We start from the raw sequence: 18,702 nt of genomic DNA, 5'->3' as shown, positions 1-18,702 counted from the left end.
CGTGCCCGTCGCGGTCGAGGACCTGCTGCGTGAGCTGGCGCCGCGGGTCCTCGGGACCCTCGTCCGCCGGCACGGCGCGTTCGACCAGTGCGAGGACGCCGTGCAGGAGGCGCTGCTCGCCGCGGCCGTCCAGTGGCCGGACGAGGGCGTCCCGCAGAACCCGCGCGGCTGGCTGCTGACCGTCGCGACGCGCCGCCTCACCGACCAGTGGCGCAGCGAGCGCGCGCGCCGCGACCGGGAGGCCGCCGTCGCGCTGCGGGAGGCGCCGGCCGGCGAGGACGGCCCCGGCGCGGACCGGCCCGGCGACCGCGACGACACGCTGACCCTGCTGTTCCTCTGCTGCCATCCCGCGCTGACGCCGTCCTCGCGGGTCGCGCTCACCCTCCGCGCGGTCGGCGGGCTGACCACCGCGCAGATCGCGCACGCGTTCCTGGTGCCGGAGGCGACGATGGCGCAGCGGATCAGCCGGGCCAAACAGCGGATCCGGGCGACCGGCGCCCGGTTCGCGCCGCCGCCCCCGGACGAGCGCGACGAGCGGCTCCGCGCCGTCCTGCACGTGCTGTACCTGATCTTCAACGAGGGGTACACCGCGTCCAGCGGCCCGGAGTTGCAGCGCGCCGACCTCACGGCGGAGGCGATCCGGCTGGCCAGGGCCGTGCACGGGCTGCTGCCCGGCGACGGGGAGGTCACCGGTCTGCTCGCGCTGATGCTGCTGACCGACGCGCGCCGGCTCGCCCGCACCGGCGCCGGCGGCCTGCTCGTCCCGCTGTCCGAGCAGGACAGGACGCGCTGGGACGCCGCCGCCATCGCCGAGGGCACCCGGCTGATCACCGACGCCCTCACCTGGTCGCCGCCCGGCCCGTACCAGGTGCAGGCCGCGATCGCCGCCGTCCACGCGGAGGCGGCGCGTCCGGAGGACACCGACTGGCCGCAGATCCTCGCCCTGTACCGGCTGCTGTCGCACCTGGCGCCGAACCCGATGGTCACGCTGAACGGGGCCGTCGCGCTCGCGATGGTGCACGGCCCGCGCGCCGGCCTCGACCTGCTGGCGACGCTGGACGGCGACGAGCGGCTGTCCGAGCACCACCGGCTCGCGGCCGTCCGGGCCCACCTGCTGGAGCAGGCGGGCGACCGGGCCGCCGCCCGCGACGCCTACCGCGCCGCCGCCCGGGGCACCACCAGCCTGCCCGAGCAGCGCTACCTCGAAGCCCGCATCGCACGACTCAACGGAGAAGACCACGATGCAAACGACGGTGCGAACCCTTGACGTCCCCGGCGCCTCGCTGCACTACGAGGTGCGCGGGTCCGGGCCTGTCCTGCTGCTGATCTGCGGCGGGATCTACGACGCGGCGGGCTACGCCGGCCTCGCCGGGCTCCTCGCCGACCGGTGCACGGTCGTCGCCTACGACCGGCGCGGCAACTCGCGCAGCCCGCTCGCCGGGCCGCCCGGGCGGCAGGAGGTCGCCGTCCACGCGGACGACGCGTCCCGGCTGCTCGCCGAGGTGGGCGGCGGCCCCGCGTTCGTGTTCGGCAACAGCTCCGGCGCGCAGATCGCGCTGGAGTTCGCGGTGCGGCATCCCGAGCAGGTCCGCGCGCTCGTCGCGCACGAAGCGCCCCTGCTCGGGCTGCTGCCCGACGCCGCTCACTGGGAGTCGGTCATCGCGGACGTCGAGCGCGCCTACCGGGACGGCGGCGTGGGCCCCGCGATGGGCGTCTTCGGCGCCGCGATGGGCATGTCCGGCGGCGGCGAGTCCGGCGGCGAGGCCGCCGAGCCGCCGAGACCCGAGATGCTGGAGATGTTCGCGCGCTTCGAGAAGAACACCGACTTCTTCATCGGCTACGAGGTGCCCGGTTTCGGGCGCCACGTCCTCGACGTCGCGGCGCTGCGCGAGTCCCCGGTCTCGATCACGGTCGCCGTGGGCGCGGAGTCCGCCGGCGAGCCGCCGCACCGGGCCGGTCTCGCCCTGGCCGAGCGCCTCGGCGGGCCCGCCGAGACCTACCCCGGCGATCACGGCGGCTTCGGAGCCGAGGCGCCCGCCTTCGCGGACCGCCTCGCCAAGGCGTTCGCCTCCTGAACGGCGGCACCGTCCTCAAGCCCCTCCGGGCGAGCCCGGAGGGGCCCGCGAGATCGGGGCGCGGGTGCGCGAGAGCCCGCGCGGGTCAGGGCGGATCCAATAGCCTGTGACTGTGAGTCTGCGCCTTTACGACACCGGTAGCCGTAGCGTCCGCACGTTCGAGCCCCTCGAAGAGGGCCGCGTGGGGATGTACGTGTGCGGTGCGACGCCGCAGGCCTCGCCGCACATCGGCCATCTGAGGTCCGGTGTCATCTACGACGTGCTGCTGCGCTGGCTGCGCGCGTCCGGCTACGAGGTGACGTTCGCGCGGAACGTCACCGACGTCGACGACAAGATCATCGCGGTGGCGGCGGAGCGCGGCGTGCCGTGGTTCGCGGTCGCCGAGGGCAACCAGCGCGTCTTCACGCAGGGCTACGACCTGCTCGGATGCCTGCCGCCCACGATCGAGCCGCGCGCCACCGGGCACGTCCCGGAGATGATCGTGCTGATCCGGCGGCTGATCGAGAAGGGGCACGCCTACACCGCGGCCGGCGACGTGTACTTCGACGTGAAGTCGTGGGCCGACCACTACGGCGAGCTGTCGAACCAGCGGCTGGAGAACATGCGGCCGACCGGCGACACCCCGAACGAGGACGCCAAGCGCGACCCGCGCGACTTCGCGCTCTGGAAGGGCGCCAAGCCCGGCGAGCCGTCCTGGGAGACGCCGTGGGGCGACGGGCGGCCGGGCTGGCACCTGGAGTGCTCGGCGATGGCGACCAAGTATCTCGGGGCCGCCTTCGACATCCACGGCGGCGGCGTCGACCTGATCTTCCCGCACCACGAGAACGAGATCGCCCAGTCGCGCGCGGCGGGCGACGGGTTCGCGCGGTACTGGCTGCACAACGGCCTGCTGACGGTGGACGGCGAGAAGATGAGCAAGTCCGTCGGGAACGTGGTGCTGCTGCCCGACCTGCTCGGGAAGGCGCGTCCGGCGGAGATCCGCTACTACCTCGCCTCCGCGCACTACCGGTCGCTGATGGACTACACCGACGCGGCGCTCGCCGAGGCGGTGTCGGCCTACCAGCGCATCGAGGGGTTCGTGACGCGGGCGAGCGAGGTCGTGGGCGCCGTCGAGCCGGCGGACGCGGTGCCTGAGGCGTTCGCGGCCGCGATGAACGACGACCTGGGCGTCCCGCAGGCGCTCGCGACGCTGCACGAGACCGTCCGGGAGGGCAACAGCGCGCTGGCGGCCGGCGACGAGGACGCGGTCCGCGGGCATCTGGCGTCCGTCCGGGCGATGGCGGGGGTGCTCGGCCTCGACCCGCTGTCGGAGCAGTGGACCCAGAGCGGCGGCGATGACCTGCGCCCCGTCGTGGACGCCCTGGTCGCGGTGGCCCTGGAGCAGCGGCAGGCGGCGCGTGCCCGCAAGGACTACGCGTCCGCGGACGCCATCCGCGACGGTCTCACCGCCGCCGGGATCGTCGTCGAGGACACCCCGCACGGCGCCCGCTGGGAACTCAAGCGCGACTGATCGCGCCGAGCCGGGTGCGGTTCGGTCCGGCGGGCGCCGCGCACTGGCCGCGGCGGATAAAATCGGATGTTCGCGGGCGTCGGCATGTGCGCCGCCCCGGAGATCTCAGCCGCCCGGCAAGCCGCGAGGGCGAGCACGCAACCGTCGCGAGGGGCGTACCGAACAATGGCCAAGCGCAAGGGCAAGGGTCCCACCCCCAAGGCCGAGGACCGGCACTGGCACGGCAAGCGCCAGAAGGCGCGCGCCGTCAAGAACGCCAGGCGCACCGGCACCCCGACGATGGGCCCGGGCGCGCGCGCGGCACGCGCCGCCGAGGGCCGACCGGCCGCGACGGGCCGTCCGGCCGGAGCGCGGCGCGCGAACGGCGAGGTCCCCGAGCTGGTCACCGGCCGCAACCCGGTCGTGGAGGCGCTGCGCGCCGGGGTGCCCGGCAGCACGCTGTACGTGACGTCCGGCACCGACGAGCGGGTCCGCGAGTCGATCCAGCTCGCCGCCGACCGCGGCATCCCGCTGCTGGAGACCGGCAAGAACGAGCTCGACCGGCTGACCGACGGGGCCGTCCACCAGGGCATCGCGCTGCAGGTCAAGCCGTACCGGTACGCGCATCCGGACGACCTGCTCACCGGGACGGCGCCGCTGGTCGTCGCGGTGGACGGGATCACCGACCCGCGCAACCTCGGCGCGATCGTCCGGTCCGCGGCGGCGTTCGGCGCCACCGGCGTGGTGGTGCCGGAGCGGCGCGCCGCGGGGGTGAACGCGGGCGCGTGGAAGTCGTCCGCGGGGACGCTCGCGACGATCCCGGTGGCGCAGGCGACGAACCTGGCGCGGCAGCTGAAGGCGTACCAGAAGGCCGGCTGCTTCGTCGCCGGGCTGGACGCGCGCGGCGGCGTGACCGTCGCCGACCTGGAGATCGCGAGCGGCCCGTTCGTGCTGGTCGTGGGCTCGGAGGGCAAGGGGCTCGGGCGCCTGGTCGCCGACACCTGCGACATGCTCGTGACGATCCCGATGCCGGGCAAGGCGGAGTCGCTGAACGCGGGGGTGGCCGCCGGGATCGCGCTGTACGAGGTCAGCCGGCTGCGTTCCTGACCGGCCCCGCGAAGTGTGACATAGATTACTTTCTTCTCGTAAATAATCTCAACGTTAAGATGGTTGGCATTGAGGTAAGCCCGTGCCGCCCGCGCACCGCGAGACGGCCGAAGAAGGGTGATCCAGATGACCGCCATCGCGGCCCCCCGCTCGCTCCGCGACCGCTACGCCGCCGACCTCGGCCTCGCGGCGCTCGCACCCGCGAGTTGGGGCCGATGGTCGCGACCCTCGCCGGCCTGCTGATCCTCGGCCAGATCCTCACCGCCTGGCAGATCGTCGGGTTCACCGTCGCGCTCGGCGCCCTCGTCGCCGGGCAGGCCCTCAACCGCCGGTCATGACCCGCCGCCCCGCAGCACGCCGAGGCGCCGCCGCTCCAGGAACGCGATCTCGACCTCGTCCTGTGTGCGCGCGAGCGCCTCACCATAGGCCGCGGCGGCCTCCGCGTCCCGTCCCGACCGCCGCAGCAGATCCGCGCGGACCGCATGGAACAGGTGGTACCGGCCGAGATCGAGCCCCTCGACCAGCGGCAGCGCCGCATCCACCCCCTCGACCTCCGCGACCGCCACCGCCCGGTTCAACGCCACCACCGGACTCGGCGCCACCGCCATCAGCTGGTCGTACAGTGCGAGCGCCTGCCGCCAGTCCGTCGGCGGACGGCTGTGCACCGCGTTGATCGCCGCCTGGATCTGGTACGGGCCCGGACGGCCGCGCCGCAGGCACCACCGCACCAGCTCCCGCCCCTCCTCCGCCATCGCCCCGTCCCACAGCCCCGGATCCTGGTCCGCCAGCAGCACCAGCTCACCGCCTCGCACCCGCGCCGCCCGCCGCGACTCCACCAGCAGCATCAACCCCAGCAGCCCCCGCACCTCCGGCTCGTCCGGCATCAGCTCCAGCAGCACCCGCCCCAGCCGGATCGCCTCCGCCGCCGTCGGCTCCCGCCGGTACCCCTCGTTGAACACCAGATAGACCACCGCGAGAACCCCGGCCAGCCGCCCCGGCAGCTCCTCCGCGCCCGGCACCCGGTACGGGATCCGCGCCTCCCGGATCTTCGCCTTCGCCCGCACCAGCCGCTGCGCCATCGTCGCCTCCGGCACCAGGAACGCCCGCGCGATCTCCGCCGTCGACAACCCGCCCACCATCCGCAGCGTCAACGCCACCCGCGCCGCCATCCCCAGCGCCGGATGGCAGCACGTGAACAGCAGCCGCAACCGGTCGTCGCCCACCGCGGGCTCCGCGCCCGCCTCCGCCGGACCGCTCAGCAGCACCGCCTGCGCGTGCTTCTCCGGCCGCGCCCCCTCCCGCCGCAGCCGGTCGATCGCCCGGTTCCGCGCCGTCGTGATGATCCACCCCGCCGGGCTCGGCGGCGGCCCGTCCACCGGCCACCGCCGCACCGCCTCGGCGAACGCGTCCTGCACGGCCTCCTCCGCGACGTCCAGATCCCCGAACGCCCGGACCAGCACCGCCACCGCGCGGCCGTGCTCCTCCCGGAACGCCCGCTCGACGTCGTCAGCACTCACCCTGGAAGGGTCGCACCTCCACCGGCAGCCCCGTCACCCTCGAGTACCGCCCGGCCCACCACAGCGCCTCGTCCTGCGTCTCCATCTTGACGATCGTCAACCCGCCGACATGCTCCTTGCTTTCGGTGTACGGCCCGTCCGTCGCGATCACGTCCTCGCCCTCGACCCGCACCACCGCGCTGTCGCCCGGCTCCTGCAGCGGGCACCCGAACACCCACGCCTCCGAGAGCTCCAGCTCCCGCCGGATCTCCCCGAGCTGCGCCATGATCTTCTCCAGCTCCTCCGGCGGCGGCTTCTCGCCCACGGGCTGGATGATGTTGAACACGTACCGCTTCATGCGTCCCCCTGTTTGCGATAGGTCGCGATGACGACCCCGGTCGTCGTCGTGACGGCGTCCACCAGCCGCAGCCTCTCCGCGAACCCCGCGAACAACCGCCGGCCCGTCCCCAGCACCACCGGATGGGTCAGCAGCAGGTACTCGTCCACGAGCCCCAGCCGCGCCAGCGACCGCACGAGCTCCCCGCTGCCGTGCACCGTCAGCCCCTCCTCCCGCTCCTTGATCCCCGCCACCGCCTCCGCACCGTGCACGAGCACCGAGTTCTGCCACGGCAGCGGCTCCCGCAGCGTCCGCGACACGACGTACTTGCGCGTCCGGTTCAGCACCTCGGTGTACGGGTTGTCCTTCCGCCGGGGCCACACCGCGTGGAGGTCCTCGTACGTCCGGCGGCCGAGCAGGATCGCACCGCCCCCGCCCATCCGCTTGCCCATCTCGGACGCCATGACCTCGTCATTCCCGGGAATCCCCCAACCACCGTGCGGGAACCCGTCCCGTTCGTCCTCGTCCGCCCGCGCCGGCGCCTGCATCACCCCGTCGAGCGTCACGTGCTCCACCACAGTCAGGTTCCCCACGAGCCGATCTCCTCACCTACGGCCGGCCCACCGCCGGCCCCTCGTCCCCTATACGAAGACCCTCCCCCCGAATCGACATCCTTGGGGCGTCGTGTTGCCCCGCCTCCTGTTCCCAAGGCTCCGGGAAACCACCGCCGCCCGCCTGGCTCACTCGCGACACCCCTCTCACCAGGGTCAACGGCCGGTGAGTACGGCACGTCCCAGAAACGCCGCCACAGGACGCGGCATCCGCAACGGGAACAGGAATCCTCCATGCGCATGATCATCGCCGCAGGCGTCACCGTCCTCTCCCTCGCCGCCTGCGAACCCGCCGCCTCCACAGCCGCGCCCGCCAAGACCGTCACCGTCACTCCAACGCCGACGCGCACCGTGACCGCAGCCCCGAAGGCCGCCGCGCCGCGGAAGACGCACGCCGCGAAGCCGATCCGCGTCCCCGACGTCGTCGGCCACAACCACCAGAAGGCGCAGGACGAGATGCAGGCACACGGCCTGTTCATGCTCGCCGAACAAGACGCGACCGGTCAGGGACGGATGCTGCTGTGGGACCGGAACTGGGTCGTGATCCGGCAGAAGCCCGCACCCGGAACCACGGTCTCGCCGAACACCACGATCACCTTGTACAGCAAGAAGTACACCGACTGATCCGCAGCTCGAGGCCCTCGCACGCACGTCCACATGTGGACGCAGAAAGCCGCAGGTGAAGGACTGATCGGCCCCATACTCTTGCGCTGATCTCGGGAGGTCATAAATGGATCGGCTGTACGAACGTTCCAGCAGGCGCTGCGAGGCCGGATCGCTCGATCCGGCGGTGCGGGACGCGATCGCCGCGCACGCCGAAGCGCACCAGCTCGGCGACGTGCTGGGAGCGGCGCGCTGGTGCTGCGAAACGCGCAGCGTGCGGCTCAAGCGCCCTGGCCTGCTCATGCGGCTGACGAAGTCCGGCGACCCCGACAAAGAGCACACGACCGTCGCCCTGATCCTGCCCCGCTACCTGGTCGTGGCCGTGGCCGGAGAGCAGCGGGGCATCCACGTCCGGTCGATCCGCCTGGAGGACGTCAGCGTCGGCCGCGGCCTGGCCTCGAACATCGACACCGGGGTCAGCGCGACCGGACTGTGGTCAGGGACGACGGAACCCGCCTCCTTCTACATCGGCCTGGGTGACGACACGGACGGCAAAGCCTTCCTCGACACGCTGCGAGGCGCGATCGCCGAGGTCAAAACCGCCTGATCACCAGCATCCGCACGTGGATACCCGCACTGGAGCCACGATGATCGCAAGAGTCTGGCGCGCGACCGCTACCGCCGAGGGAGCGGAGGCTTACCGCGAGCACTTCACCAACTCGGTGCTGCCGACGCTCCGCAGCCTCGACGGCCATCGAGGCGCCTACCTGCTTCGCCTGGACAGGGACGACCTGGTGGAGCTGGAGGTGCTGACCCTCTGGGAGTCCGACGAGGCCATACAGGCTTTTGCCGGCACCGACCTGACCACGGCCGTGGTGGAGCCGGAGGCCCAAGCCGTGCTCCTGTCCTATGACGAGACGGTCAGCCACCGAACAGTCGTAGTCGACACCCTGGAAGCCACACGCGACGCCCCGTCCGGCGGCTGATCGGCGATCCTTGGTTTCTCACCGCGCATGTTCCGCGACGTGCACAGGTAAGGCATGACCGCCCAGCCGAGGAACCGTCCGCGCGGCTCGATCCCGGCGAGGATCCGGCCGCGATCTACGACGCGCTCCCATGGTCACACCGGGAGCAGTTCCGGGCCGAGTACGACCAGGCATTGGACGCTGCACACGACCTGGCGCGGTTCAAGCAGGTTCAGCCGTTGCTGCGGCAGTGGCGCCTGCGAGCCATTGCCTACTCCCGTCCCGGCCTCGAAGAGGCCGTCCAGGACGCCCTGCAGGGCCGTGAGGACGCCTTCGTGCGGTACACGCCGCCGGGCTGGGGAGGCCGGGTGCGACCTACCGCTTCGAAGGGACGCGCGCTGTACGAGCTGCCCGATCCCGTGGCTCCCACGGTGGTGCGAGAGGCCCCTTGCGAAGATCGCGAGGGGCCTCTGAGCTGGGAGCCGGCGAGGGGACTTGAACCCCTAACCTTCTGTTTGCAAGCAAGATCAGCGACGTCCAGGCGCGTCCCCACGTGCCCACTGACCAGCGCCGCAACCTCCCGGACGTCCACACGCATCCAAGATCATCCGACCTCGTTGTTAGCACCGCCGTTAGCACCCACACCCGTCCCGGAGGGTGCGCCCGCGCGAACGGCGAGACGGTGTGACAGACGGATTCGCGCGGGCGTTCCCTCCGGCCCGCGGGGGGGGGGCTGGGGGCTGCGAAGCCCCCGCTTCGGACACGTCCAACCGGCTGAGCCAAACAGCGCACCGATTCCTTGTCTGCCTTCTCTAGCCACCGCATAGCCTCGTTCGAATGAATGAGGCAGTCCTTATCGAGGTCACCGTGCTGTGGGCCGAACACCTCGGTGCGCCGTGGCCTGAAGAGCTGTACCAGGTGGATGACCGTGACGGCGATGTGGTCGAGATCGATGGTGCGATGGCTGGATGCATCTCGACCTATGTGCAAGAACGTGGGGTGCTCGATGCGAAGCGGTCCCGCATCCTCCAGGCATGTGCACGCGACCTCCAAAGAATCCTTCCCCGCTTGCGTAGTGAAGGGGCACGACACGTTCGCCGTTTGATCCGTATCGCGGAGTTGATAGGTCGGTCGGAGGAAGCTGTCACCTCAGGCTCGTAGCTCCACTGTCCGTCAGAGGGCGCTTCCTTTACCCAGGCGGACGGGCGGCGCGGCGCGGCGGGACCGGACGGGACAGGCCGCACGCCCGGCGCGCCGGGGCGGGCGGCCGCCGGCGACCGCGTAGCGGGCGCCCTTGAAGACGTAGAGAAAGTTCTCATCCGAGTAGCTTCGCTGAGCTTCGCTGGTCAGGAATCCAGGCGTTCGGCGGTGCCGAGCACGTACGGCGGCAGTTTGGAGCGGGCGTCAAGGATCTCGATGCCAATGACGCGCCCCTCCTCGTCGAAGTCGAGGTTGATCATGCCGTCGACGGCGATGGGATCACACTCGTAAGTCTTCACCGCCGACCCCGGCGCTCCGGCTTGGGCGGGGTCCTCGAAGTAGATGTAGGCGGCGTTGGCCTGCCGGTCATAAGTCGCCTTGAGTTCGGCCACATGCTCTCCTTGCCGCGGTGGATATGGGGATTATCGCAGCAGCCCACGTCAGCCGAGATGGTAGAAGCGGCTTGACCTCCTAACAACATCGGAGGTCTCATCCGGCGGCCCTAGGGGTGCTGTCTGGTCCGAGGGGCGCTTGGTGCCCAGTCCTGCGGGATGTGTGACAGTGCCCGATCAGGAGGGCTGGTCGCTGACCCACTCGACGTGTTGGAGCAGGTTCCAGGAGAACACCGCCCAGAACGGGCGGATGTATCCGTCGACGTCGCGGGCTTGGAGCTTGTACTCCTCGTACGGGGGCCAGATGTCGCCCTCCTCGATTGGTGGGCCGAAGCGTTCGAAGACTTCGCTGCGGAGCCAGGCCCAGGCCCGAAGATCGGTGTACTTGTCGGGGAGGGTGTGTGGCGCCTGGGGTGAACGGGCGAACCCGAAGTCGTGGGCCACGGGGAGGCCGGGCCTGCCGACCAGGTAGAAGACCAGGCCGGGCCACAGAGGAAGCTCGTAGGTGACCTTGGTCAGCGACGCATCGTCGGTGACGTCGGCTGGGGTCGGCTGAATGGTCTGCGATGTCACAGGGGTCCCGAGCAGAGCGGCGGCGTTCTCGAAGCGGCCGGCGGGCAGGAAGATGTGTTCGGTGCGTTCGCGGGCCGCGATCATGTCGGCCTGTCCTGCGCCGAGGTTGCGGAGAGCGTCCTCGACCATGGGGGCGTTGCCGCGCATCCCGGACAAGAGCCGTAACTGGAAGTCCCGCAGTCCGGGGGCACCGCCAGGGCTGGGCATGGTGGGGCTGTTGTCGCTCACGATCGGTTGGACGTTCGCCTGGCTCGAGATGTTGAGTGAGCGGCAGCTCCGGCTCCAGGCCGAAGCGAGCCCCGTTGTTAGAGCATCTGGCGGGGGCCTCTGAGATGGAGCTCCGCGATCACCTCCATGGGTGTGAACGCTCCAGCTCTGCCTTGCTGTGGCTCGCTGGTGTGGCTGCAGGGGTGCGGGTGCGGGTGGTAGAACGCTCGGTCATGGGTGCTGAGCGGCTGCGGGAGATCGGGCAGGAGTTGCGGCGGCTGCGGTTGGCTGCTGGGTTGTCCGGTGTTGGTCTGGCCTCGCGGGCTGGGGTTCCTCAGCCGACGGTGTCTCGGGTGGAGACGGGTCGGCGGGTCTCGGATCCGGATGTGGTTGCTCGGTTGTTCGGTGCCCTGGAGCTTGAGCCGGCGGAGGCTGAGCGCCTGGCGGGCCTGGTGCGGGCGGCGTATGAGGAGACGGCGGTTCGTCGGGTTGATGCGGGGGTTTCGTTCCGGCCTGGAGTAGCTGTCGAGTGGGCGCAGGGGGCTCGGGTTGTTCGAGCGTTTGGCGCGGTGGTTCTGCCTCGGCTGCTGTGGACGAGTGGGTTCGCTGCCGCGGCTGAGTCGGGCGGCGGGGGTGAGGTGTGGACTTCGCTGCTTCGGGACGAGGGGCGGCGGGTCGTGGTCGTGGTGGGTGAGGGCGCTCTCCGGACGTGGCCGGGGTCGGGTGAGTCCATGGGCGGGCAGCTCGCTTACCTGGTCGAGGCTTCGGGGTGGTCGCATGTGCGGTTCGGGGTGGTTCCTGGTGGGGCGACGCCTCGGGTGCCGTTGCATGGGTTCACGGTGTACGACCAGGCGGCTGTCACGGTCGAGACGTTCACACGTGAGCTGACCTTGACCGATGAGGACGAGGTGGCGTCGTACGAGGAGATCTTTGCGGAGTACGAGCGGGTAGCGGTGTTCGGTGGGCAGGCGCGGGCTCTGGTCGAGAAGGCTGCCGATGATCTGCGGGACGCTCTAGGCTCTATTCACTGAACGTATTGAATAGTCCCCTAGATCTGTCATACGCTGCGTGTTCCTCGGGGTGTGTAGCCCCCTAGACGCGTGGGTGGTGATCGGTGTGACGCGCTGGTCTCGTCTGTTCACGGGCCGACCTCAATCGATCAGTGACGCCAGGGCCTTCTCTCGGGCATACATGATCAAGAAGGTCCCGGAAGACCTGGTCACGACGGTGGAACTCGTCGTCAGCGAACTCTGTACGAACGCCGTGGAGCACACGGCGAGCGGAGAGGAGGACGGCCACTTCGTCCTGGAACTGGAGGCCCACCCGGAACACGTCCGGGTCGCTGTTATCGACCTCGGCGCGAAGACGGACCCCGTCGTCCGCGATGAAGCGGTGAGCGCCGACGCCGTCTCAGGCCGTGGGCTTCTGATCGTCGACGCGGTCTCCAAGGCTTGGGGGACCGAGCCGCTGCGCGTCGGACGGCGGGTCTGGGCGGACGTCGTCGGCGCCTCAGTGTGAGCGGTCCGCCGATACCGCGCCGTCGGCGGCGCTTACGCGCTATCAGCTCCTCAACCGGCCTGGAACTATCCGGCACAGTGTCTAGGGTCCTAGACTCGCTGGTGGAAGCCGGAGGAGGTGTCATGCCAGGCGAGTTGGAGCGCATCGCTCAGATCGACGACCCGTACGAGCTGCTGCGCGCCGCAACTGAGCGTCTGGCGGAGGCCCAGCAAGAGGTCACGGAGTTGGCGCGGCTGCGGCGGCGCCTCATCCAAGAGTTACATGCGCAGGGTATGTCGTACGCGCAGATCGCCCAGGCTGCCGGGCTGAGTCGCGGGCGCATCCACCAGATCCGGCACACGGGGCCGGCGCCCGAAGGGGCGTTCCTCGGCTCGGGCGAGGTGACCGTGGTGACACCGCTGCGGCCCGACCCTGCCAGCGATCGGACCTATGTCGCGCTCGACGACCTGAAGACCGGGCAGCGGCTGGAAGACCTGGCTCGGACGTTCGACCTGACGGTCAACTCCGACCACGTCGGCCTTGATGGCGGCATCGACCTCAACCGTGCCGGGCTGCTCGTAATCTGCGGGCCTCGGATGTCCCCCGCGATGCAGGACGCGTACAACAAGGACCCTGTCCTGGAGTGGGAGCGCGACGAAGCCGGCTGGCTGCTGCGCGACACCCGGACCGGTGCCGAGTACCGCTCGGGGCAAGAGGACGACCCCCCTCGGGATTACGACGTCGGCTATCTGGGGCGGCTGCCTCGGCCGGACGGCAATGGCAGCTTCCTGGCCATCGCCGGTATTCACCCTGAGGGGTCGCTGGGCGTCGTTCATCTGCTCACCACGGATATCGGAAGCCTCTGGGGGCAGGTTGGCAACGACCGGTTCTCAGTGGTGGTCGGCACCGAGTGCACGCCGGACACCCATGAGCCCGTTCGGACGGAGTTGCTGACCCCGATCTACCGGCACGACGAGGCGGCTACCTGACGAGGGACGGATGCGCGTACAGATCGCCAGCGAACCGGGACGTCCGGACAGGGACAACGAGGACTTCGCGGCGGCCGCGCCCGGACTGTTCGTCGTGGTCGACGGGGCCGGGGCGCCGGCGGGCGTGGCGTCTGGGTGTGAACACTCGGTCGCCTGGTACGCGCACAACCTGGGCGGGATGCTCCTGGCCGCTGCTAGGGATATCGGCGTCGGTCTGGACGAGGCGCTCGCGATCGCGATCGAACGTGTCAACGCGCTCCACGCTGGGACGTGTGACCTCGGGCATCCCGGCTCACCCTCGGCGACGGTCGCCATGGCGCGGGTGAACGGCGAGCGGCTTGAGCACCTGGTGCTCTCGGACGCCGTGGTCGTCCTCGACCTGACCGACCGAGAGCCGATGATCATCACTGATGATCGCCTCGCGCGGGTCATCACTCGTCTTGACGAGTCGGCGGAGTTGTCTGCCGTGGGTAGCCGCGAACACACCGAGCGGCTTCGGAGCCGAGTCGAGCGGCTCGGCTCCTACCGGAACCAACCCGGCGGGTTCTGGGTGGCGAGCACGAAACCAGAAGCGGCCGAAGAGGCGTTCGCGGGGTCGACTCCACTGGGCGAGTTGGACGCGGTCGCACTGCTCAGCGATGGGGCCAGTCGGCTAGCTGACCGCTTCGACCTGATGAGCTGGCTCGAACTGCTGGCGGTACTCCGGAAGGCTGGGCCGACGGAACTCATCGCTCGGACGCGCGAGGTCGAGGCGTCCGACCCGGACGGAGCGCGTTGGCCGCGTGGCAAGGCATCCGACGATGCCACCGCGGTCTGGTGGTCGGCCGGCGATTGAGGACCGCGCACCCCGGACGCGAGGAAGGTTGGCGAGGTTGCAAAGTGGTCGCAACGTTAGCGAGTCTCGTTAGCAAGAGGCCCCCTTCCGTGATCGGAAGGGGGCTTTGAGCTGGGAGCCGGCGAGGGGACTTGAACCCCTAACCTTCTGTTTACAAGACAGATGCTCTGCCAATTGAGCTACGCCGGCGGGCTCGTCCCGCATCGTAGTCGACCGCGGTGGGGGTTCGCGCGGGGGTTTCGGGGCGGCGGGGCAGGTGATTCGGGGTGGTGAGCGGGCACAGGGCGTAGGTGAACATTACGGGGATCATCACCGCGATCGTCATCGGCGCGATCATCGGGGCGCTGGGGCGGTTGCTGCTACCGGGACGGCAGCCCATCGGGATCGTGCTGACCGTGCTCATCGGGATCGTCGCGGCGATCGTGGGGACCGCGATCGCGCAGAAGGCCGGCGTCGCGACGACGTCCGGGATCGACTGGATCGAGCTGGTGTTCCAGGTCGGGCTGGCGATGATCGGGGTCGCGGCCGTCGCGGCGTGGCGGCGGAACCGGCACCGTACGAGATGAGTCGGCTCCTTCGTGCTTGAAGGCGCCGCCCTTGTCAGCGGCGGGTTCCTGCGGTCAGCTGGGATGCGGGAGGCGACGATGACCGAGGGGCCTTCGGGGGTAGAGGCGGCGCGCTGGTGGGCGCGGATGATGCGCGATCCGATGGACGCCTACGGGGCGCTGTTCCGCCGGTACGGGGACGCGGTGCGGCTCCCGCGCGACCGGCGGCGGGCGCTGTTCCTGCTGTCGCGGCCGGAGCACGCCGAGCACGTCCTGGTCGCGAAGCAGGACAACTACGTCAAGGCGTTCACGTACCGGCCGCTGCGGGTGTTCCTCGGCGACGGGCTGCTGACCAGCGAGGGGGAGACGTGGCGGCGGCACCGGCGGCTCGTGCAGCCGGTGCTCGCGCAGCGGCATCTCGCGGCGTTCGCGCCGGGGATGGCCGAGGTCGCGGCGCGGGCGGTGGCGCGGTGGCCGGACGGGGTGACGCTGGACGCGGCAGCGCACATGCGCCGGGTGACGCTGGACATCGTGGGGCGGGTGCTGTTCGGCAGCGACCTCGCAGGGGAGTCCGACGCGACCGGGCGGGCGCTCGCGGACCTGCAGCGCAGCGCCGTCATCGGGCTCGGCGCGACGTTCCTCGGCGACGCGGGGCTGCGGCGGGCGTTCCGGCTGGTGCCGGGCGCGCGGCGGGCGGGCGGGCAGCTCGACGGGATGCTCCGGCGGGTGGTCGACGAGCGCCGCGCGGCGGGCCCCGGTGGTGAGCCGGACCTGTTGGACCTGCTGATGCGGGACGGCGAGTTGCCGGACGCGGAGCTGCGCGACGAGGTGCTGACGCTGCTGCTCGCCGGGCACGAGACGACCGCGGCGGCGCTGACCTGGACGCTCATCCTGCTGTCGCGGTATCCGGCGGCGCGTGACCGGGTGGAGGCGGAGGTCGACGAGGTCCTCGGCGGCCGGGATCCGGGCGCCGAAGACGTGGACCGGCTGCCGTGGACGCGGGCCGTCCTGTCGGAGTCGATGCGGCTCTACCCGCCCGCGTGGACGATCGAGCGGGACGCGGTCGCCGACGATGACGTCGCGGGGGCGGAGGTGACGGCGGGTTCGACCGTGGCGATCTCGCCGTACCTGCTGCACCGGAACCCGGACCTGTGGCCGGATCCGGAGGGGTTCCGGCCGGAGCGGTTCCTCGGGGAGCAGGACCGTCCGCGCCACGCCTACCTGCCGTTCGGTGGCGGGCGGCGGATCTGTGTGGGCGCGGGCTTCGCGACGATGGAGGCGGTGCTGGTGCTCGCTCTGGTCAGCCGGTCGGTGCGGCTCGATCTGGCGCCGGGCGTCGCCGTCCCGTCGCGGGCCGAGGTGACGCTGCGGCCGGCGGGGCCGGTGCCGATGCTGGTCTCGCGGAGGCGGTCGCCCCGGGGCTGACCGGGCGCCGCTTACTCCGGCTTCCTCGGCCGGGGTGCCGGGAGGTGGAACAGGTCGGCGAGCCGGCGGACCGCCGCGGTGTCGCCGGACACCGCGGCGCTGCCGTCCTCGATCGCGGCGCCCAGTGAAAAATGGCCCGAAGCCATCGCGATCAGCACGTCCTCGCTCATCGCGACGGACGCGTCGGGCCGCTGTGCCGGGCCGTGCACCATCTGGACCGACCCGTCATCGACGGCGGCGTGGAACACCTCGTCCTCCACGCGGAACTCGTACACCAGGTGCAGCCCGGCCGACGCCTCCGGCACGAAGCAGGCCTCCAGACCGAGCACCGCCCACCCCGGATGGAACGTCTCGCCCTCGCGCCGCTCGCCGAGCGCCCACCGCATGCCCCAGCGCGCCAGCGCCAGCACCGCCGGGCCGAGCTCCTCGCCGGCCTCGGTCAGCGCGTAGGCGGGGGTGCGGGCGGGCGGCGGCAGCGTGACCTTCCGCGCGAGGCCCTCGCGTTCGAGGTGCTTCAGCCGCGCCGCGAGCAGGCCGGTGCCGAGCCCGCGCAGGCTCGCCTGCAGGTCGCCGAAGCGTTTCGGGCCGGTCAGCAGCTCGCGGATCAGCAGCAGCGTCCAGCGCTCGCCGACGAGGTCGAGGGTCCGCGCCGTCGCGCAGTACTGGTTGTAGGTCCGCTGCTCCACCGCATCACTCTAAGCGCCCGCCTGGAGGATCAGGCGGGCCAGGGCATCGGGCGCGGTCAGCATCACGTCGTGCGGGCCGTCGATCTGGACCGTCCGGTATCCGATCGCCTTGGCGCACTGCTCGAACGGGTAGACGCTCGGCCTGCACAGAATCGCGGTGCCGGGGATCTGGTCGACGGCGCCGGTGAGGCGCGTCGGCTCCTCGAACGCGCGGGCCGGCTGCGGGCGCATCCGCCCGGCGAGCCAGGCCGCGTCGTCCGGGTCGTCGATGCCGAGGGCCGCGGGCGGCGGGACGCCGATCCGCCCGCCGGACGTGCGGTCCCGCAGCGCCTGGACGAACGGGGCGGGCGCCAGGTCGTACAGGCTCGTCCCGTCGGCGCCGGCCCAGCCGTCCACCAGGACCAGGTGGCGGACGCGGTCGGGCCGGCGGTCGGCGGCCTCCCGGACGACGAGGCCCGCATAGCTGTGCCCGACCAGCACGACGTCGTCGTCGATGCCGTCGAGCGCGGCGACGACCTCGCCGGCGTGGTCGTGGAGGCCGACGTCGCCCTCGCCGAGCGCGGGGGTGAGGGTGCGGGCACCGGCATCGTGCAGGAACGGGGTCACCCGGTCCCAAGCCCAGGGGCCGTGCCAGGCCCCGGCGACCAGGACGAACGCGGTCATGATGGGACCTCCGCGGAGACGAGGGGACGGACGCGACCGGCGAACTCCTCCAGGGCGGCCTCATGGTCGTCGGTCGCGAAGCGGACCACGATGTGGCGGGCGCCCGCCTCGAGGTAGCGGGTCAGCCAGGCGGCCGCGTCCTCCGGCGTGCCGGCGAACATCGCCTGGATGGAGGCGATGAACTCCAGCGGCGCGTTGTAGTAGCGCTCGATGCTCGCCCGGAGCCTGTCCCGCGCGCGCTCGGGGTCGTCGTCGAGGCAGAACGTCGCGTACAGGGCCGGGGTGACCGGGCGCTGCGCCGTCTCCCGGATCGTCGCGGCCTCCTTCGCGTAGACGCCGTGCTCGGGCGGGTACGGCAGCCAGCCGTCCGCTATGCGGGCGACGCGGCGCAGCGCGGGGCCGCCGCCGGCGAGCCAGATCGGCGGGCCTCCGGGCCTGGCCGGCGGCGGCGCGACGCTCACGTCCTCGAACGCGAAGTACTCGCCCTTGAGCGAGACGGCCTCGCCGGTCCAGAGCAGCCGCATCGCCTCGATCGACTCCTCCAGCCTGCGGCCCCTGGTCGCGAAGTCGACGTCGAGCGCGGCGAACTGCGCCCGGGTCGCGGCGGTGGGGAAGCCCGCCCCCATGCCCGCGATCACCCGCCCGCCGCTGAGCCGGTCGAGGGTGCCGAGCTGGTGGGCGAGCAGGATCGGGTGCCGCAGCGCGGGCAGCAGCACCGCGGTGCCGAGCGCCACCCGCTCAGTGGCCTGCGCCACGGCGGCCATGAGCAGCAGCGGGTCCGCGCGCTGCCGCGTGATGGGGCTGTCGCCGGCCCAGACCGAGTCGTAGCCGAGCGCCTCGGCGCGCACCGCGTACTCGACGAGCCGGTGCGGGGCGTGCTCGCCCGTCACCGTCTGGTCGCGCGTCGGCAGCAGGTAGCCGAACCGTGTCTCCGGCATGGATCACCTCCGGTGGTCGTCCCGGTGGTGATCCTACGACTATCGCTTCTTGTTTTTGAAGTAGTTAGT

General features: G+C 71.5%; 24 protein-coding genes and 1 tRNA gene. 16 read left to right on the top strand and 9 right to left on the bottom strand.

Going from position 1 to position 18,702, the window contains the following annotated elements; translation table 11 throughout:
* Position 1 precedes the first annotated feature (1 nt).
* The 5 genes from F8568_RS42810 to F8568_RS50045 all read left to right on the top strand — a co-directional run bounded on the left by F8568_RS42810 (position 2) and on the right by F8568_RS50045 (position 5,009).
* A complete protein-coding gene (locus tag F8568_RS42810; protein ID WP_151599907.1) occupies positions 2-1,267 on the top strand; it encodes an RNA polymerase sigma factor in 1,266 nt (421 codons plus the stop codon).
* Positions 1,254-2,075, top strand: coding sequence for an alpha/beta fold hydrolase (locus F8568_RS42805; RefSeq protein ID WP_328601297.1), 822 nt, complete (start codon positions 1,254-1,256; stop codon positions 2,073-2,075). Before F8568_RS42810 ends, F8568_RS42805 begins: the two co-directional genes overlap by 14 nt.
* A gap of 112 nt (positions 2,076-2,187) precedes the next feature.
* Complete coding sequence (cysS, locus tag F8568_RS42800) at positions 2,188-3,585, top strand: cysteine--tRNA ligase (protein ID WP_151599887.1); 1,398 nt, start codon at positions 2,188-2,190, stop codon at positions 3,583-3,585.
* A 165-nt stretch (positions 3,586-3,750) separates the two neighbouring features.
* Positions 3,751-4,671 (top strand): 23S rRNA (guanosine(2251)-2'-O)-methyltransferase RlmB, encoded by a 921-nt coding sequence (gene rlmB, locus F8568_RS42795; protein WP_151599886.1) that lies wholly within the window; start codon positions 3,751-3,753, stop codon positions 4,669-4,671.
* Positions 4,672-4,886: 215 nt separating this feature from the next.
* Entirely contained in the window at positions 4,887-5,009 is a 123-nt protein-coding gene (locus F8568_RS50045; RefSeq protein ID WP_268896528.1) for a hypothetical protein, read from the top strand.
* Here the strand turns inward: F8568_RS50045 and F8568_RS42790 are convergent.
* The 3 genes from F8568_RS42790 to F8568_RS42780 are packed head-to-tail and all read right to left on the bottom strand — an operon-like array spanning position 5,004 to position 7,097.
* On the bottom strand, positions 5,004-6,188 hold the full coding sequence (locus tag F8568_RS42790) for an RNA polymerase sigma factor (RefSeq protein ID WP_151599885.1): 1,185 nt from the start codon (positions 6,186-6,188) through the stop codon (positions 5,004-5,006). The genes F8568_RS50045 and F8568_RS42790 overlap by 6 nt on opposite strands.
* Positions 6,178-6,525, bottom strand: a complete 348-nt coding sequence (locus tag F8568_RS42785; protein WP_151599884.1) for a YciI family protein — start codon at positions 6,523-6,525, stop codon at positions 6,178-6,180. Before F8568_RS42785 ends, F8568_RS42790 begins: the two co-directional genes overlap by 11 nt.
* Complete coding sequence (locus tag F8568_RS42780) at positions 6,522-7,097, bottom strand: dihydrofolate reductase family protein (RefSeq protein WP_151599883.1); 576 nt, start codon at positions 7,095-7,097, stop codon at positions 6,522-6,524. The genes F8568_RS42785 and F8568_RS42780 overlap by 4 nt, the downstream gene beginning before the upstream one ends.
* A gap of 252 nt (positions 7,098-7,349) precedes the next feature.
* Between F8568_RS42780 and F8568_RS42775 the strand changes: the two genes are divergently transcribed.
* The 5 genes from F8568_RS42775 to F8568_RS42760 all read left to right on the top strand — a co-directional run bounded on the left by F8568_RS42775 (position 7,350) and on the right by F8568_RS42760 (position 9,844).
* A complete protein-coding gene (locus F8568_RS42775; protein ID WP_151599882.1) occupies positions 7,350-7,739 on the top strand; it encodes a PASTA domain-containing protein in 390 nt (129 codons plus the stop codon).
* A gap of 106 nt (positions 7,740-7,845) precedes the next feature.
* Entirely contained in the window at positions 7,846-8,325 is a 480-nt protein-coding gene (locus F8568_RS42770) for a hypothetical protein (RefSeq protein WP_151599881.1), read from the top strand.
* A gap of 40 nt (positions 8,326-8,365) precedes the next feature.
* On the top strand, positions 8,366-8,704 hold the full coding sequence (locus F8568_RS42765) for an antibiotic biosynthesis monooxygenase (RefSeq protein ID WP_151599880.1): 339 nt from the start codon (positions 8,366-8,368) through the stop codon (positions 8,702-8,704).
* Positions 8,701-9,510 (top strand): DUF6247 family protein, encoded by an 810-nt coding sequence (locus tag F8568_RS51335; RefSeq protein WP_407924518.1) that lies wholly within the window; start codon positions 8,701-8,703, stop codon positions 9,508-9,510. Before F8568_RS42765 ends, F8568_RS51335 begins: the two co-directional genes overlap by 4 nt.
* Before the next feature lie 10 nt (positions 9,511-9,520).
* On the top strand, positions 9,521-9,844 hold the full coding sequence (locus F8568_RS42760; RefSeq protein ID WP_151599879.1) for a hypothetical protein: 324 nt from the start codon (positions 9,521-9,523) through the stop codon (positions 9,842-9,844).
* Positions 9,845-10,029: 185 nt separating this feature from the next.
* Here the strand turns inward: F8568_RS42760 and F8568_RS42755 are convergent, their stop codons facing one another.
* Positions 10,030-10,275: a DUF2283 domain-containing protein gene (locus F8568_RS42755; RefSeq protein ID WP_151599878.1), complete on the bottom strand. Its 246-nt coding sequence runs from the start codon at positions 10,273-10,275 to the stop codon at positions 10,030-10,032.
* Between the two features lie 177 nt (positions 10,276-10,452).
* Complete coding sequence (locus F8568_RS42750) at positions 10,453-11,076, bottom strand: hypothetical protein (protein WP_151599877.1); 624 nt, start codon at positions 11,074-11,076, stop codon at positions 10,453-10,455.
* Positions 11,077-11,288: 212 nt separating this feature from the next.
* Between F8568_RS42750 and F8568_RS42745 the strand changes: the two genes are divergently transcribed.
* The 4 genes from F8568_RS42745 (at position 11,289) to F8568_RS42730 (ending at position 14,376) form a co-directional block, all read left to right on the top strand.
* Entirely contained in the window at positions 11,289-12,086 is a 798-nt protein-coding gene (locus F8568_RS42745; RefSeq protein ID WP_151599876.1) for a Scr1 family TA system antitoxin-like transcriptional regulator, read from the top strand.
* 37 nt (positions 12,087-12,123) lie between these two features.
* Positions 12,124-12,573, top strand: a complete 450-nt coding sequence (locus F8568_RS42740; RefSeq protein WP_328601296.1) for an ATP-binding protein — start codon at positions 12,124-12,126, stop codon at positions 12,571-12,573.
* Between the two features lie 122 nt (positions 12,574-12,695).
* On the top strand, positions 12,696-13,541 hold the full coding sequence (locus F8568_RS42735; protein ID WP_151599875.1) for a sigma-70 RNA polymerase sigma factor region 4 domain-containing protein: 846 nt from the start codon (positions 12,696-12,698) through the stop codon (positions 13,539-13,541).
* A gap of 10 nt (positions 13,542-13,551) precedes the next feature.
* On the top strand, positions 13,552-14,376 hold the full coding sequence (locus tag F8568_RS42730) for a protein phosphatase 2C domain-containing protein (RefSeq protein ID WP_151599874.1): 825 nt from the start codon (positions 13,552-13,554) through the stop codon (positions 14,374-14,376).
* 116 nt (positions 14,377-14,492) lie between these two features.
* Here F8568_RS42730 and F8568_RS42725 read toward each other — a convergent pair.
* Positions 14,493-14,565 (bottom strand) — tRNA-Thr (locus tag F8568_RS42725).
* Positions 14,566-14,666: 101 nt separating this feature from the next.
* Here F8568_RS42725 and F8568_RS42720 point away from each other — a divergent pair.
* The gene (locus F8568_RS42720) at positions 14,667-14,942 is read left to right on the top strand and encodes a GlsB/YeaQ/YmgE family stress response membrane protein (RefSeq protein ID WP_151599873.1); all 276 of its coding nucleotides are present in this window, start codon (positions 14,667-14,669) and stop codon (positions 14,940-14,942) included.
* A 78-nt stretch (positions 14,943-15,020) separates the two neighbouring features.
* Positions 15,021-16,346, top strand: a complete 1,326-nt coding sequence (locus F8568_RS42715; protein WP_160573968.1) for a cytochrome P450 — start codon at positions 15,021-15,023, stop codon at positions 16,344-16,346.
* 11 nt (positions 16,347-16,357) lie between these two features.
* Here F8568_RS42715 and F8568_RS50820 read toward each other — a convergent pair whose 3' ends face one another.
* From F8568_RS50820 to F8568_RS42700, 3 genes are read right to left on the bottom strand one after another with little or no spacing between them, the layout of a single operon-like run.
* Entirely contained in the window at positions 16,358-17,032 is a 675-nt protein-coding gene (locus tag F8568_RS50820) for a winged helix-turn-helix transcriptional regulator (protein ID WP_151599871.1), read from the bottom strand.
* A gap of 9 nt (positions 17,033-17,041) precedes the next feature.
* Positions 17,042-17,695: an alpha/beta fold hydrolase gene (locus F8568_RS42705; protein WP_151599870.1), complete on the bottom strand. Its 654-nt coding sequence runs from the start codon at positions 17,693-17,695 to the stop codon at positions 17,042-17,044.
* Complete coding sequence (locus tag F8568_RS42700) at positions 17,692-18,633, bottom strand: LLM class flavin-dependent oxidoreductase (protein WP_151599869.1); 942 nt, start codon at positions 18,631-18,633, stop codon at positions 17,692-17,694. The genes F8568_RS42705 and F8568_RS42700 overlap by 4 nt, the downstream gene beginning before the upstream one ends.
* Positions 18,634-18,702: the final 69 nt, after the last annotated feature.

It is taken from the genome of Actinomadura physcomitrii, assembly GCF_008923205.2.
GTDB classification, from domain to species: Bacteria; Actinomycetota; Actinomycetes; order Streptosporangiales; family Streptosporangiaceae; genus Spirillospora; species Spirillospora physcomitrii.
Note: the sequence above shows the minus strand (reverse complement) of the source record. Positions and strands in the feature narration are given on the sequence as shown.

Coding starts and splice junctions, on each gene's coding strand:
- rlmB (WP_151599886.1), top strand. CDS start 3,751: ATGGCCAAGCGCAAGGGCAAGGGTCCCACCCCCAAGGCCGAGGACCGG.
- F8568_RS50045 (WP_268896528.1), top strand. CDS start 4,887: ATGGTCGCGACCCTCGCCGGCCTGCTGATCCTCGGCCAGATCCTCACC.
- F8568_RS42785 (WP_151599884.1), bottom strand. CDS start 6,525: ATGAAGCGGTACGTGTTCAACATCATCCAGCCCGTGGGCGAGAAGCCG.
- F8568_RS42775 (WP_151599882.1), top strand. CDS start 7,350: ATGCGCATGATCATCGCCGCAGGCGTCACCGTCCTCTCCCTCGCCGCC.
- F8568_RS42770 (WP_151599881.1), top strand. CDS start 7,846: ATGGATCGGCTGTACGAACGTTCCAGCAGGCGCTGCGAGGCCGGATCG.
- F8568_RS42765 (WP_151599880.1), top strand. CDS start 8,366: ATGATCGCAAGAGTCTGGCGCGCGACCGCTACCGCCGAGGGAGCGGAG.
- F8568_RS42760 (WP_151599879.1), top strand. CDS start 9,521: ATGAATGAGGCAGTCCTTATCGAGGTCACCGTGCTGTGGGCCGAACAC.
- F8568_RS42745 (WP_151599876.1), top strand. CDS start 11,289: ATGGGTGCTGAGCGGCTGCGGGAGATCGGGCAGGAGTTGCGGCGGCTG.
- F8568_RS42735 (WP_151599875.1), top strand. CDS start 12,696: ATGCCAGGCGAGTTGGAGCGCATCGCTCAGATCGACGACCCGTACGAG.
- F8568_RS42730 (WP_151599874.1), top strand. CDS start 13,552: ATGCGCGTACAGATCGCCAGCGAACCGGGACGTCCGGACAGGGACAAC.
- F8568_RS42715 (WP_160573968.1), top strand. CDS start 15,021: ATGACCGAGGGGCCTTCGGGGGTAGAGGCGGCGCGCTGGTGGGCGCGG.
- F8568_RS42705 (WP_151599870.1), bottom strand. CDS start 17,695: ATGACCGCGTTCGTCCTGGTCGCCGGGGCCTGGCACGGCCCCTGGGCT.
- F8568_RS42700 (WP_151599869.1), bottom strand. CDS start 18,633: ATGCCGGAGACACGGTTCGGCTACCTGCTGCCGACGCGCGACCAGACG.